Annotated in this window: 15 protein-coding genes; 7 read left to right on the top strand and 8 right to left on the bottom strand. The window is 60.6% G+C overall.

Going from position 1 to position 12,054, the window contains the following annotated elements; translation table 11 throughout:
- Window positions 1–62: 62 nt before the first annotated feature.
- Window positions 63–1,001 (bottom strand): DMT family transporter, encoded by a 939-nt coding sequence (locus R1A29_RS16230; protein ID WP_438298899.1) that lies wholly within the window; start codon window positions 999–1,001, stop codon window positions 63–65.
- Window positions 1,002–1,086: 85 nt separating this feature from the next.
- Here R1A29_RS16230 and R1A29_RS16225 point away from each other — a divergent pair, with 85 nt between their 5' ends.
- The 3 genes from R1A29_RS16225 to R1A29_RS16215 all read left to right on the top strand — a co-directional run bounded on the left by R1A29_RS16225 (window position 1,087) and on the right by R1A29_RS16215 (window position 4,747).
- Window positions 1,087–1,650, top strand: coding sequence for a helix-turn-helix domain-containing protein (locus tag R1A29_RS16225; RefSeq protein WP_085711410.1), 564 nt, complete (start codon window positions 1,087–1,089; stop codon window positions 1,648–1,650).
- Window positions 1,651–1,865: 215 nt separating this feature from the next.
- Window positions 1,866–3,269 (top strand): LLM class flavin-dependent oxidoreductase, encoded by a 1,404-nt coding sequence (locus R1A29_RS16220; RefSeq protein WP_438298898.1) that lies wholly within the window; start codon window positions 1,866–1,868, stop codon window positions 3,267–3,269.
- 59 nt (window positions 3,270–3,328) lie between these two features.
- Complete coding sequence (locus tag R1A29_RS16215) at window positions 3,329–4,747, top strand: FAD/NAD(P)-binding protein (RefSeq protein WP_438298897.1); 1,419 nt, start codon at window positions 3,329–3,331, stop codon at window positions 4,745–4,747.
- Here R1A29_RS16215 and R1A29_RS16210 read toward each other — a convergent pair.
- From R1A29_RS16210 to ppnN, 3 genes are all read right to left on the bottom strand, one after another.
- Window positions 4,741–4,950: a hypothetical protein gene (locus R1A29_RS16210; protein ID WP_438298896.1), complete on the bottom strand. Its 210-nt coding sequence runs from the start codon at window positions 4,948–4,950 to the stop codon at window positions 4,741–4,743. The genes R1A29_RS16215 and R1A29_RS16210 overlap by 7 nt on opposite strands.
- Window positions 4,951–5,058: 108 nt before the next feature.
- Complete coding sequence (locus R1A29_RS16205) at window positions 5,059–5,793, bottom strand: substrate-binding periplasmic protein (RefSeq protein ID WP_438298895.1); 735 nt, start codon at window positions 5,791–5,793, stop codon at window positions 5,059–5,061.
- 163 nt (window positions 5,794–5,956) lie between these two features.
- Entirely contained in the window at window positions 5,957–7,330 is a 1,374-nt protein-coding gene (gene ppnN / locus R1A29_RS16200) for a nucleotide 5'-monophosphate nucleosidase PpnN (RefSeq protein ID WP_085711405.1), read from the bottom strand.
- 212 nt (window positions 7,331–7,542) lie between these two features.
- Between ppnN and R1A29_RS16195 the strand changes: the two genes are divergently transcribed.
- Complete coding sequence (locus R1A29_RS16195) at window positions 7,543–8,064, top strand: DUF3087 domain-containing protein (protein ID WP_438298894.1); 522 nt, start codon at window positions 7,543–7,545, stop codon at window positions 8,062–8,064.
- On the opposite strand, the gene R1A29_RS16190 is transcribed toward R1A29_RS16195, so the two are convergent.
- Window positions 8,061–8,447 (bottom strand): DUF2784 domain-containing protein, encoded by a 387-nt coding sequence (locus R1A29_RS16190; RefSeq protein ID WP_438298893.1) that lies wholly within the window; start codon window positions 8,445–8,447, stop codon window positions 8,061–8,063. The two genes, R1A29_RS16195 and R1A29_RS16190, sit on opposite strands and share 4 nt — an antisense overlap.
- A 154-nt stretch (window positions 8,448–8,601) precedes the next feature.
- On the opposite strand from R1A29_RS16190, the gene R1A29_RS16185 reads away from it, so the two are divergent.
- Genes R1A29_RS16185 through R1A29_RS16175 form a run of 3 tightly spaced genes read left to right on the top strand, consistent with a single transcriptional unit; the run spans window position 8,602 to window position 9,822 of the window.
- Entirely contained in the window at window positions 8,602–9,300 is a 699-nt protein-coding gene (locus R1A29_RS16185; protein WP_438298892.1) for an AzlC family ABC transporter permease, read from the top strand.
- On the top strand, window positions 9,300–9,611 hold the full coding sequence (locus R1A29_RS16180) for an AzlD domain-containing protein (RefSeq protein WP_139831893.1): 312 nt from the start codon (window positions 9,300–9,302) through the stop codon (window positions 9,609–9,611). Before R1A29_RS16185 ends, R1A29_RS16180 begins: the two co-directional genes overlap by 1 nt.
- 40 nt (window positions 9,612–9,651) lie before the next feature.
- Window positions 9,652–9,822, top strand: coding sequence for a hypothetical protein (locus R1A29_RS16175; RefSeq protein WP_167748741.1), 171 nt, complete (start codon window positions 9,652–9,654; stop codon window positions 9,820–9,822).
- Between the two features lie 46 nt (window positions 9,823–9,868).
- On the opposite strand, the gene R1A29_RS16170 is transcribed toward R1A29_RS16175, so the two are convergent.
- From R1A29_RS16170 to R1A29_RS16160, 3 genes are all read right to left on the bottom strand, one after another.
- Entirely contained in the window at window positions 9,869–10,141 is a 273-nt protein-coding gene (locus R1A29_RS16170) for a hypothetical protein (RefSeq protein WP_085711400.1), read from the bottom strand.
- Between the two features lie 307 nt (window positions 10,142–10,448).
- Entirely contained in the window at window positions 10,449–11,111 is a 663-nt protein-coding gene (locus R1A29_RS16165; RefSeq protein WP_438298891.1) for an SOS response-associated peptidase family protein, read from the bottom strand.
- 51 nt (window positions 11,112–11,162) lie between these two features.
- Window positions 11,163–12,002, bottom strand: a complete 840-nt coding sequence (locus R1A29_RS16160) for an ABC transporter permease (RefSeq protein WP_438298890.1) — start codon at window positions 12,000–12,002, stop codon at window positions 11,163–11,165.
- Between the last annotated feature and the right edge of the window lie 52 nt (window positions 12,003–12,054).

The following is a 12,054-nucleotide window of genomic DNA, read 5'->3' as shown; positions in this document are numbered from 1 at the left end:
CTCCCGGATCGCCAAACGCGAGGATGTCTCTGAATCCTACAAGGTAGTCGTAAAACCCCCGCTTAGCCTTGTGTCTCGCGCTCGAACTCTTCTGTGACCGCTTGTGTCGCTTTGCCCTTGGTCTTTAACTCACTGACAATCACCGCCGCCACGATCAGCCCGGCGCCCACCAGCGCAATCGCTGGCAGACGCTCGCCGGCAATCCGTCCGGCGATCCCGGCCCACACCGGCTCACCGGCGTAGATCAAGGTCGCGCGGGTAGGTGAAACACTTTTCTGCGCCCAGTTCATGGCCACCTGAATCGCCGCACTCATCGCGCCCAAGCCCAGGGCTGTACTCAGTAGCAGCCAGGAAAAGTCGGGAATCGCCTCACCGGTCGGCACCACCATCAGAAACGACAATGCCGAAGTCGTTGCCAGTTGCACCACTGTCACCCGGCGCACATCGACCTGGCCCGCATAGGTGCTGATCAGGATGATCTCGGCCGCTATGGCGATGGCGCTGATCAGCGTGGCGATTTCCCCGGGACTGAAATTCAATGACGCGCCGGATGGCCCCGACAGCAGCATCAACCCGGTAAACGCCAGCATGATGCCGATACTTGGCATCAAACCCGGACGCCGGCCCAGCACCAGCCATTGCAGCAATGGCACAAACGGCACGTAAAGCGCGGTGATGAACGCCGATTGACTGCTCGGAATGCTCTGCAAGCCAACGGTCTGCAAACCATAACCGAGCAGGATCGCCACACCGATGAAGGCGCCGGCCTTGATTTCGAACAGGGTCAGCTCACGCAGGTGCTTCCACGAAAACAGCGCCACGATGCTCGCCGCTGCGGCAAAGCGCAGGCCGACGAAACACATTGGACCGCTGACGGTCATCGCGTGCTGCACCAGCAGAAAGGTGCCGCCCCAGAGCATGGTGATCAGGACCAGCACGCACTCGGCTTTGCTGAAACGGGAAAACCGCAGGGGCGTTTGGGGGGAGCTGGCTGACGTCATGATCTTGCGCACTTTTGAAGAGGGGACGCACAATGCGCCAAATGTTGCGCAGTATACTGCCCAACCCCAGCCAGTGAGCAATATAGTGCACAAAGATTCTGTTCAGCGGGCCTCGGTCCTGCAACACGTCAGCCAGAACGTCCGACGCCTGCGCCACGCTGCCGATATGAGCCAGACGACTCTCGCGGAAAAGTCCGGGGTCAGTCGGCGCATGTTGGTGGCGATAGAAGCCGGCGAGAAAAACGTCAGCCTGACCACCCTCGACCGCGTCGCCGAAGCCCTCGAAGTGGCCTTCAGCGATCTGATCCAGGCCCCGGACAATCGCGACCCGAGCCGGATCAACGAACTGGCCTGGGCCGGCAGCATTCCAGGCAGCAAAGCGGTGCTGTTGTCCAAGGCAGCGGCCACCCGGGAAGTGGAGCAGTGGGAATGGTGTTTGCAACCAGGGGAGGTCTATCCCTCGCAAGCGGATGCCGAAGGCTGGAGCGAACAGATTTTCGTGTTTGAGGGCTGCCTGACCCTGATGCTCGGCGACCAGCCGCAGCACATCGCCGCCGGGGAATTTTTCATGTTCGCCAGTAACCAGCCACACACCTATCGCAACGATGGGGAAGTCGCGGCGCGCTTTGTGCGTAATGTGGTGATCTGACTGTTGCGGGGCCGACAGCAGTTGAACAGTTTGTTCTTTTCTGCGTGCAGATTGCTTTAGGTTTGCATCTCAATCTATTGATACATAAAGAAAATATATTCAGGCATGACTCCTGCTATGGGTTGTGGATCCTCATCCGGAACCACGGAGTCGCCTCACATGACCGCTTCAAATCAAACCTCTAAACGCCTCCCGAAAATCGGGAGTGCCGACTGATGGCTCGTGAAATCCGTCTCAACGCCTTCGACATGAATTGCGTCGGCCATCAATCACCGGGCCTGTGGGCGCATCCGCGTGACCGCTCCTGGCAGTACAAGGATCTGGAGTACTGGACCGATCTGGCGAAAATCCTCGAGCGGGGCAAATTCGACGGGTTGTTCATCGCCGACGTGCTCGGCATCTACGACGTGTACAACGGCAATGGCGAAGCAGCTATCCGGCAGGCGGCGCAGGTGCCGGTCAACGATCCGCTGCAATTGATTCCGCCGATGGCGCTGGTCACCGAGCACCTGGGATTCGGCCTGACTGCTTCGTTGTCCTTCGAGCATCCGTATCCCTTCGCCCGACGCCTGTCGACCCTTGATCACCTGACCAAGGGCCGTGCCGGCTGGAACATCGTCACCTCTTATCTGGAGAGCGGCGCGAAGAACATCGGCCAGCAAGCCCAGACCGAGCACGATGCGCGCTACGACTTCGCCGAGGAATACCTGGAGGTCTGCTACAAACTCTGGGAAGGCAGTTGGGAAGAGGGCGCGATTTTGCGGGATCGCGAGCGGCGGATCTTCAGCGATCCGAGCAAGATCCACGAAATTCGCCACCACGGTAAACACTTCCAGGTGCCGGGCATTCACCTCTGCGAGCCGTCGCCGCAGCGCACGCCGGTTCTCTATCAGGCAGGCGCATCCAGCCGGGGCAAGCAGTTTGCCGCCGAGCATGCCGAATGCGTGTTTGTCGCGGCACCGTCGAAGGTACTGCTCAAGAAAACCGTGGCCGACATCCGCCGCCGCGCCGCCGAGGCCGGGCGCGATCCGTCGAAGATCCTGATCTTCAACCTGCAAACCGTGATCCTCGGCGAGACCGATGCCAAGGCCAAAGCCAAGTTTGAAGAGTACAAATCCTGGGTGAGTTACGAGGGCGCGATGGCGCTGATTTCGGGGTGGACCGGCATCGACTTCAGCCGCTTCAAACCGGACGAAGCGCTCAAGCACGTGCACACCAACGCGATTCAATCGGCGGTCGAGGCGTTTTCCACCGCGGATCCGAACAAGGTCTGGACGCCTAACGAACTGGCCGACTGGGTCGGCATCGGCGGTTTCGGCCCGTTGTTCGTCGGCAGCCCGGAAACGGTGGCGGACCTGTTGCAGGAATGGGTCGACGAAACCGATGTCGACGGCTTCAACCTGGCCTACGCACTGACCCACGAAACCTTCATCGACGCCGTGGAATTGCTGGTGCCTGAGTTGCAGAAGCGTGGCGTCTACAAGACCGATTATGCACCTGGGACGTTGCGCGAAAAGCTGTTTGGCGAAGGAGCAAGGTTGCCGGAGATCCATCCGGGCAGCGGTTATCGAAACCTCGGCGAGCTGCATCGGCAGGAGAAAAAGGTCGCGTCTGTCTAGACTCGCTCGCAGCGTCTGCACGACACTGACTTGAGCAAACCCTTGGCAGCGAGAACGGCATGACTCAAACCGATACGACTGCGATCCGTCACGCCGACATCCTGATTGTCGGCGGCGGCCTCAGCGGCGCAATGCTGGCGGTGCAACTGCTGCGCCTGCCGGGCCGGCGACAGATTCTGGTGATTGAACCCCGGGCCGAGCTGGGCCGGGGTGAAGCGTACAGCGCGGTTGAACTGGGCCACACGCTCAACGGTAACGCGGCACGGATGAGCGTCGACCCCGACAATGCCGACGACCTGACTCAATGGCTGACCGAACACATTGCCGGCGGCGGCTGGCCGGAGTCGGATCAGCAGCATGTGCCGGTCAGTGAACTGTTTCCGCCACGGGGGCTGTTCGGTGTCTACGTGCAGCAGCGACTGGCTGAAGCGCAGCAGGTGGGCGCGCAACACGGGTCGACGGTCGAGCATGTGCGCGCCGAAGTTGTCGATGTTCAGGTTTCCAGCGATTCCGTGGAGCTCACCTTGAATGACGGTCAGCAACTGCACGGCGCTTTTGCAGTGTTGGCGACCGGTATGTTCCCCGCCGCCCGTACGCCGCAAAAGCAATCCAGCGGCCTCAACGCCGCCGGGCTCGATCCGTGGGATGTAAGCGCCATGCGCCAGCTCGATCCGCAATCCACGGTACTGATCATCGGCTCCGGCCTGACCATGGTCGATGCCGTGGTTTCGCTGGAGCAGGCTGGTCATCGTGGGCCGATCGAGGTGTTTTCCCGGCATGGGCTGCTGCCTCATGTGCGTCGGCAACCGCCGGCGTGGGTGGACTTTCTCGCCGAGGATCACAGCATCCGCACGCCACGTCAGTTAGTGCGTGAGTTGCGCCGGCATTGTCTGGAAGCAATCGAGCAAGGTATCGACTGGCAGGCGCCGCTGGATACGGTGCGCGCGCATATTGGTCGGCTGTGGAGCCAGGCGAGCGACGTGCAGCGCCGGCAATTCGTGCGGCATGTGCGGCCGTGGTGGGAAAGTCATCACCATCGTTCGCCGCCGCTGAGTGCCGAGCTGGTCGAGCGTCTGCATCGCGAAGGGCGTCTGCGGATTCACGCCGGGTCCTATAAAGGTCTTGAGCCGGTCTCGGGCGGTGGTGTCGGCATTCGCGTCCGCAGTCGGGGCGAGAGTGAAACGCATGTGGTGCAAGGCGCGGCGCTGATCAATTCCAGCGGTATCGAATACGATTGGCGCCGGGTCGACCGGCCTTTGCCGCAGCAGTTGCTGGCCCGTGGGCTGGTGCAACCGGGGCCGTTGGCGCTGGGGATTGCGGCGGCAGTGGACGGTGCGGTGCTGGATGCGCAGGGGAAGGCGTCACAACGACTGTTCGCGATGGGCCCGCCACTGAGAGGGATGTGGTGGGAAAGTACGGCGGTGACCGATGTTGCGTCGCAGGCCAAGGCGCTGGCCGCGCGGCTGGTGGCTCAATAGTCGTAGGCGAATCCCGAGTCGTTTTGCGCGACGTAAAGATTCTGCTCCACACTGCCCCTGGCCTCACGGTCAATGCCAACGGTTTCGACATTCAAGGTGCCGGTCATGGCGACAGCCGGCCCGTGGCCATGTGCGCTGGCGATTGCGGCGGAAGTGGCACCGATCAGGGCGACGATAAACCCAAGGGCAATGAAGTCTTTCATGGGTCTGTACCAGAAAGTGGGAGGAAGATGACTGCCACTTTAGGGCTACGGGCACCAGAAGAAAAAACACCTTTTCAGATAGTTGTTATCAAAGACGTTGATGCGTGATCAGCGCGGCAGGGTATTGCTCAGCCAGCGCTGGCGTATTTTCTCCAGACGACCGTCGGCGCGCAGCGTGTCCAGCGCTTGCTGCCAGCGTGCGACCTGTCTGGGATCGGTCTGGCGGGAGAACGCGATATAAGTGTCGCGCTTCATCAGCGGTATCTGATACTGCAAACGCCCCGGCTCCATGCCTTGTTCTCGGGCGAGGGCCGCGCTGGACAGCGTGTCGGACACCACGAAGTCCGTTCGCCCGAGACTGAACAGACGCATCATCTGTTCCGGGGTTTCCACACCATAGAGGTTGCTCAGGTCCTGTTCCTGCAGATAGCTGTAGACCAGCCATTTGCGCGGCACGGTGATCCGCCCCAGATGATCGGCCTCGCGCAGGCTGCGGACCGGCGGCTGGAAGTTGTCATGGGCATACAGCGCGGTTTCCACTTCGATCAGCGGCCCGACCCATTGGTAGCGGTCATCCCGTGCGTCGGTGCGCAGCACGGTAAATACGCCGGTGTCCGGGGTCTCGCTGGCCATGCGCAGGGCACGCAGCAGCGGCACTTGTTGCAGATGAATGCGATCGCCGGTCTGCGCCGCCAGGGCCTGCACCACATCCACGCCGAAGCCCACCAGTTGATCGCCCTGAAGGAAATGCAGCGGAGGATGGTTGTCGGTGAGCAGTTGCAGATCTGCCGCATTGGCTGTCAGGGCCAGAAGAGACAACAGGCAGGCGGCAAAACGTTTCATGGATCGTCCCTGAAAATTCAATCGCCCAGCTTAGTACGCGCGCGCGGTGGCTGTCGTGGGGAATCAGCGGGGCTTTTGTGTCAGAGAACAGGGCGGTTTGGTAGTGGCGATGCGCCTTGAGGGAGCGCGTTTGCTCCCACAAGGCTGCATCCATCACGTAGGGTCAGGACACCACGCGATAGCACGGCACATACGCCGCGCCACCCGGCAGTTTCATCCGGTGCTGGGCGACGAAGGCTTTGAGCAGCAGATCGAGCGGTTGCATGATCGCGGCGTCGCCACGGATCTGGTACGGGCCGTGCTCTTCGATCAGGCGAATGCCCTTGTCCTTGACGTTGCCGGCAACGATCCCGGAGAACGCGCGGCGCAGGTTGGCCGCCAGTTCATGGGCCGGCTGATCACGGTGCAACTTGAGGTTGGCCATGTTTTCGTGGGTCGGGTCGAACGGGCGCTGGAAGCCTTCGTCGATCTTCAGCAACCAGTTGAAGTGGAACGCGTCGTTGCGCTCGCGGCGGAATTGCTTCACGGCCTTGAGGCCCGCCGTCATCTGCCGCGCCACTTCGGCCGGGTCGTCGATGATGATTTCGTAATGTTGTTTCGCTGCCTCGCCGAGGGTGGCGGTGACGAAGGCGTCGAGCTGTTCCAGATACGGCGCGGCATGTTTCGGCCCGGTCAGGATCACCGGGAACGGCAGGCCCGCGTTGTCCGGGTGCATCAGGATGCCCAGCAGGTACAGGAATTCTTCAGCGGTGCCGGCGCCGCCCGGGAAGATGATGATGCCGTGGCCGACGCGGACGAAGGCTTCCAGGCGTTTTTCGATGTCCGGCAAAATCACCAGCTCATTGACGATCGGGTTCGGCGCTTCGGCAGCGATGATGCCCGGCTCGGTCAGGCCCAGGTAGCGGCCGCCGTGGATACGTTGCTTGGCGTGGGCGATGGTCGCGCCTTTCATCGGGCCTTTCATCACGCCCGGGCCGCAACCGGTGCAGATGTCGAGGCTGCGCAGGCCCAGTTCGTGGCCGACTTTCTTGGTGTATTTGTATTCTTCGGTGTTGATTGAGTGGCCGCCCCAGCACACGACGATTTTCGGCTCGACGCCCGGGCGCAGGGTGCGTGCGTTGCGCAGCAGGTGGAAGACGTAATCGCTGATGCCCTGGGAGGTGCTGAGGTCGATGCTCAGGGCGTCGAGCTCGTTTTCGGTGTAGACGATGTCGCGCAGGGCGCTGAACAGCATTTCCCGGGTGCTGGCGATCATTTCGCCGTCGACGAAAGCGTCGGCCGGGGCGTTCAGCAGTTCCAGGCGCACGCCGCGATCCTGCTGGTGGATGCGGATTTCGAAGTCTTTGTAGGCTTCCAGAATGGTTTTTGCGTTGTCGACATGGGCGCCGGTATTGAGGATGGCCAGGGCGCACTGACGAAAGAGGGTGTAGGTGCTGCCGGTTCCGGCCTGGCTCAGTTGCTGAACTTCACGTTGGGAAAGGGTTTCCAGGCTGCCTTTTGGGCTGACCGAGGCATTGATTACGTGTCGTTGGGTCATGCAGTGATCCTTAAAACGATGTCATTGCCGGCCTGGCCAATGGCATCCGAATAGAGTGTATCCATGAATGAAGATGGCACGATCTGCGTGGTATCGCCATGTCCCCTGCTGGACGATGAAAAGATGAAAAGGAGCTCCAGCATAGCTAAATCCGCCTCAGAGGCGATAATGCGCCGGCCTCTTTTTATTTCAAGCCATGGAAGCCTGTCACGATGTTCGAGATTCAACCGATCGATGCCATCACCTATCGCCAGCAGACCCGGCGCAGCACGCTGATTATCGCGGTGCTGTTCCTGGTGCTGGCGATGGCGTTTTCGACCGTGGCGGTGGCGCTGTTCGGCGAGCCGGGTGGCGATAACCTGCGGTTCAATGTCGGCGGGGTGTTCGGCGCATTCCTGTTGACGGCAGCGTTGTTGCGCGGACGTTTCTGGAACCAGACCTGGATGGCCCCGGCGGTGTATGGCTGGCGGCTCAAGCGCAGCCTGATGAGCGTCACCAATGTCATGCATCAGGTGACGGCGGCGGTCGAGAAGGGCGATCCGACGGCGATGAAAGTACTGCGTTTCTATCACCTTGGCCTGACGCAAATGCATGAACTGGATGGCAACTCCAGCGATCACGGGCAATTGCACCGGGAAGTCGAAGCACATAAGGCTCGGATGGATACGCTCGGTCTGGACACCGATCAGACGCGCCTCGACCCGGCCTGGCTGGAAGCCTTGAAGTCGCGTTAAAACGGAATGCGTGCAGCGCGGCGCAGTTGCCACTGGCGGATCAGACGCCCGTACACCAGCAGGTTGATCACCAGCACCACGCTGCCCAGCGCTAGTTGAATCTGCGGGGTCAGCCCCGCCGGGTAGATGATCGGCCAGACGTAATGTTCGATGAAACCGCCGGCGTATTCAGTCTGCCCGGCGGCGTGGCGCATCAGGTTTTCCCAGTAGGTCAGCGGGCAGGTCAGGTGCAACACCTCGACCATCACGCCCCAGGTTGCGGCCGGCAGATGCAGCCAGACCACTCGGTGCCACTTGAGAACCAGCAGCCCGCCGAACAGCACGAACAGAATGAAGGAAAGGTGGAAAAGCACCAGCCCGTCGGCGGCAATTCGATACAGCATGTCGTCTCCCTGACGCAGATGTGAATGGCTGTCATGGTACGCCGCTAATCGGTTTGCAGCTGGGCGATTTGCGACAACTGCGCAAGATTGTTCAAGCCATGAAAAGGCATTTGCTGGCAGAGTCCGGGGTCTTGTCTCACGGTTGAAGAGCGTTATGTCTGACTCATTAATACCGCGCAGTGCCTTTCTTCGCGGAGCCGCGGCGATCATGCCGTTATCTCTGGCGACCGCGCCGTGGGGGCTGCTGGCCGGTTCCATGGCGATCGAAGCCAACCTCACGCCACTGCAGGGGCAGGGCTTGTCCACCATTGTGTTTGCCGGTGCTGCGCAGCTGGTGGCGATCGGCATGCTCAAGGGCGGTGCCGGGATTTTCTCGATTCTTCTGACCACGCTGCTGCTGACGTCGCAGCATTTGCTCTACGGCATGAGCATGCGCCACGTGATTTCGCCATTGCCGGGGCGCTGGCGCATCGGTCTGGGTTTTTTGCTCACCGACGAGCTGTTCGCCTTGACCAGCCAGCACGACCGTCAGCAATTCAATCGCTGGTATGCCCTTGGCGTCGGTCTGACGTTCTACGTCGCCTGGAACCTCTTCACCCTGGCCGGCATCGTGCTCGGCAGCAGCATTCCGGGACTTGAGCACCTGGGGTTGGACTTCTCGATTGCCGCGACCTTTATCGCGCTGATCACCCCGGTGGTGCGCAATGTGCCGACCGTGGTTTGCGTGGCGGTGTCGCTGTTCTGCTCGGTGCTGTTCAGTTACTGGCAGTGGGGTTCGGCGCTGGTGCTGTCGGGGCTGGCGGGAATGATGGCCGGGTTTATCTGCAACAAGCTGTATCGGGAGCGCACATGATGATCTGGGCAGTGATTTTCGGCATGGGAATTCTGGTGTTCCTCAACCGCTATGTGTTTCTCGAGCCGCGCCTGCCGGTGCGTTTGAGCAGCAATGCGCGGCAGTTTCTGGGTTTCGCCGTTCCGGGCATGTTGACCGCGATTTGCGGGCCGATTGTGTTCATGCCGGACAAGCAGCTGAATTTGCAGTGGGACAATCCCTATTTGCTGAGTTCGTTAGTCGCTATAGCACTCGTGATCTACACGCGTAATACGTTGCTTAGCATGCTGTTGAGCATGGCGTTTTTCTTTCTGTTGCGCTGGTGGTTGTAAGTTGCCTGTCTGAATCTGTTCTACGCTGTAAGGATGACTGATGACTTATGACGGCGAGGTGAACATGGCAACGGAGCAGCAACGTCCCGAAGAAGATGAAGAACCGAGCGAAGAAGAGATCGAGCGGGAGAAACACAAGGAGCAGACCTGGAAACATGACGACAGCCGCGAGTTGTCCGATCGCGACCAGGAACGCCCGCTGAAACCCTGAACGCCACAACGAAAAAGCCCCGCGATGGCGGGGCTTTTTCGTTTCATCAAAGATCGTCCAGCTGTGTGAAATCGGGGTGTGAGGCCCGATAGCCCAAGGTCTTGTCGATCCAGGCATTCAGCTCGTTGACCATCACCGGCGGGTGGCAGGGATAGTTTTGGAGAGTGGTGCGCAGGAGGCGGTCGATCTCGGGTACGTCACGCAGGTTTCGAGTCTTTATGTAGTGGGCGATAAAACAGTCGAGTTGAAAGCGTTCTGTCATGGACAGATAAATACACTCCAGGCCGTTGGCCTGTTTGATTGCAAAATCGTCGCGCAACTTAGTTCTCTGCAAGGCTTGTAAGTTTGTAGGGTATTCCCGGTTTGTTGACTCTTTGGTCAACTGGTATGCCAATAGGAAATGCGGCGCGCATGCTATCTGTAGTGTTACTAAATGTATGTATGACGATTGAAATGTCAGACAGGCGGTTGGTTTGAATCAAACGACCGATTCAATGATTGTTTCGAGTTTGAAACACTGACTGTAACGAACGGTTCTCACTTGCTGCGTGATATCAATTTGATTTACGTCTCCCGACTATTCGATAGACGTGCCGGCCCACAAAATATTTAAGCCACTACTTCAATCAACTCCGCCCCTGATTGCGTGAGTTGCCGACAGCTTTGCCGACTCTGTGCCATTCGAACGCTTCGCTGCCCAACCCTTCGAACAGCAACATTTGCTCGGCACGCTCAGCGGGCGTGGCCGGGTCGAGCCATTCCCGCGCGCCCTCGGCAGACAATACGATGGGCCGGCGATCATGCAGATCGAGCAGGCCGCCTGCGCTGTCGGCAGTGATGATCACGAAGCCGTCGTCTTCCCTTGGTTCCGATCCGGGTGTCGGAAACTGGCCGATGGCGGCGCAGAAAACCGGTTGATGGTCGAGTCGATGGATCAGCCAGGGTTGGCGGCTCTTGTCCGGCCCGTCGACCCACTCGAACCAGTTATCGACCGGCACGATCAGGCGATGACGCCAGATCGCCCGAAAGAACGGGCCGTGGACGACTTTTTCGACCCGCGCATTGATCGGTGCCGCGCGATCCCTGGCCCAGTGCGGGCGCCAGCCCCAGCGCAGGTTGTCGGCGTACAGGCGTTGTTCGTGTTGATGCAGAATGGCCAGCGCGGTGGTGGGCGCCGCGTTGTAGCGCGCCAGCGGTGCATCGCCGACGTGATTGATCAGCGCATCGGGAATGCTTAGCACCGCGACGAAATCGTGGATGCCCCGGTACTGCGAGAGTCTTCCGCACATTGGCCGAACCTCCGGCGAACACTGCCTGAAGGTTCAGCTTAGTTGTGCGAGTCAGTCCTTGCTGCTTTGGCCGGTGAAAGTGTCGCGCCAGGCCAGCCAACGGCGTTCGAGGGCGGCGAGCAGGCCGTCGCTGAGTTTGCCCAGCAGCGCCAGAACGATGATCGCCGCCAGCACGATGTCCGGCCGCGAGGTTTCGCGCCCGTCACTCAACAGGTAGCCCAGGCCTTTGGTCGCCGCGATCAGTTCGGCCGCCACCAGAAACATCCACGCCAGACTCATGCCGCTGCGCAGCCCGGTGAACAGGCCGGGCAGGGCGGCGGGCAGCAGAATCCGCCGTACCAGTTGCAGGCGACTGAAACCATAGATGTGGCCGACCTCCACCAGTTTGCGGTCGATATTGCGGATCGCCGCGACCACGTTGACGTACACCGGGAAGAACGCGCCGATGGCAATCAGGACGATTTTCGAGGTCTCGTCGATGCCCAGCCACAGCAGCAACAGCGGCACCCAGGCCAGACTGGGAATCGAGCGCAGCGCGGCGAACGTCGGCTCCAGGTACGCCTCAGCCTCGCGGCTCAGGCCGACCCACGCGGCAAACACCAGCGCCAGACTCGCGCCGATGGCAAACCCGATCAGCACGCGGATCAGGCTGGCGCCGATGTGTTTCCACAGTGCGCCTTCGGCCAGATCGGTGAGGGTCACGGCGACCTCGCTCGGCGCAGGCATCTGATAGGACGGCAGCCAGCCGACGCGCACGATGATTTCCAGGGCGATTACGATCAGCAGCGGCAGGGCCAGTCCTTTAAGGCGCCGCCGCCAGAGCGGATTCAGCGGCCGGTTTTGTCGGCGGGGCAGCGGCAGGGCGAGGCGGGCGGGCAGGTCATTGCTCATGGGCGGTTCTCCGCTCACGACAAATCCGCGACGGGCGCGGATTCGTTGTGAG

Source organism: Pseudomonas sp. NMS19W (genome assembly GCF_051554255.1).
Classification (GTDB): domain Bacteria; phylum Pseudomonadota; class Gammaproteobacteria; order Pseudomonadales; family Pseudomonadaceae; genus Aquipseudomonas; species Aquipseudomonas kribbensis.
Note: the sequence above shows the minus strand (reverse complement) of the source record. Positions and strands in the feature narration are given on the sequence as shown.

Coding starts and splice junctions, on each gene's coding strand:
- R1A29_RS16215 (WP_438298897.1), top strand. CDS start 3,329: ATGACTCAAACCGATACGACTGCGATCCGTCACGCCGACATCCTGATT.
- R1A29_RS16220 (WP_438298898.1), top strand. CDS start 1,866: ATGGCTCGTGAAATCCGTCTCAACGCCTTCGACATGAATTGCGTCGGC.
- R1A29_RS16195 (WP_438298894.1), top strand. CDS start 7,543: ATGTTCGAGATTCAACCGATCGATGCCATCACCTATCGCCAGCAGACC.
- R1A29_RS16175 (WP_167748741.1), top strand. CDS start 9,652: ATGACTTATGACGGCGAGGTGAACATGGCAACGGAGCAGCAACGTCCC.
- R1A29_RS16180 (WP_139831893.1), top strand. CDS start 9,300: ATGATCTGGGCAGTGATTTTCGGCATGGGAATTCTGGTGTTCCTCAAC.
- R1A29_RS16230 (WP_438298899.1), bottom strand. CDS start 1,001: ATGACGTCAGCCAGCTCCCCCCAAACGCCCCTGCGGTTTTCCCGTTTC.
- R1A29_RS16205 (WP_438298895.1), bottom strand. CDS start 5,793: ATGAAACGTTTTGCCGCCTGCCTGTTGTCTCTTCTGGCCCTGACAGCC.
- R1A29_RS16185 (WP_438298892.1), top strand. CDS start 8,602: ATGTCTGACTCATTAATACCGCGCAGTGCCTTTCTTCGCGGAGCCGCG.
- R1A29_RS16165 (WP_438298891.1), bottom strand. CDS start 11,111: ATGTGCGGAAGACTCTCGCAGTACCGGGGCATCCACGATTTCGTCGCG.
- R1A29_RS16190 (WP_438298893.1), bottom strand. CDS start 8,447: ATGCTGTATCGAATTGCCGCCGACGGGCTGGTGCTTTTCCACCTTTCC.
- R1A29_RS16210 (WP_438298896.1), bottom strand. CDS start 4,950: ATGAAAGACTTCATTGCCCTTGGGTTTATCGTCGCCCTGATCGGTGCC.
- ppnN (WP_085711405.1), bottom strand. CDS start 7,330: ATGACCCAACGACACGTAATCAATGCCTCGGTCAGCCCAAAAGGCAGC.
- R1A29_RS16160 (WP_438298890.1), bottom strand. CDS start 12,002: ATGAGCAATGACCTGCCCGCCCGCCTCGCCCTGCCGCTGCCCCGCCGA.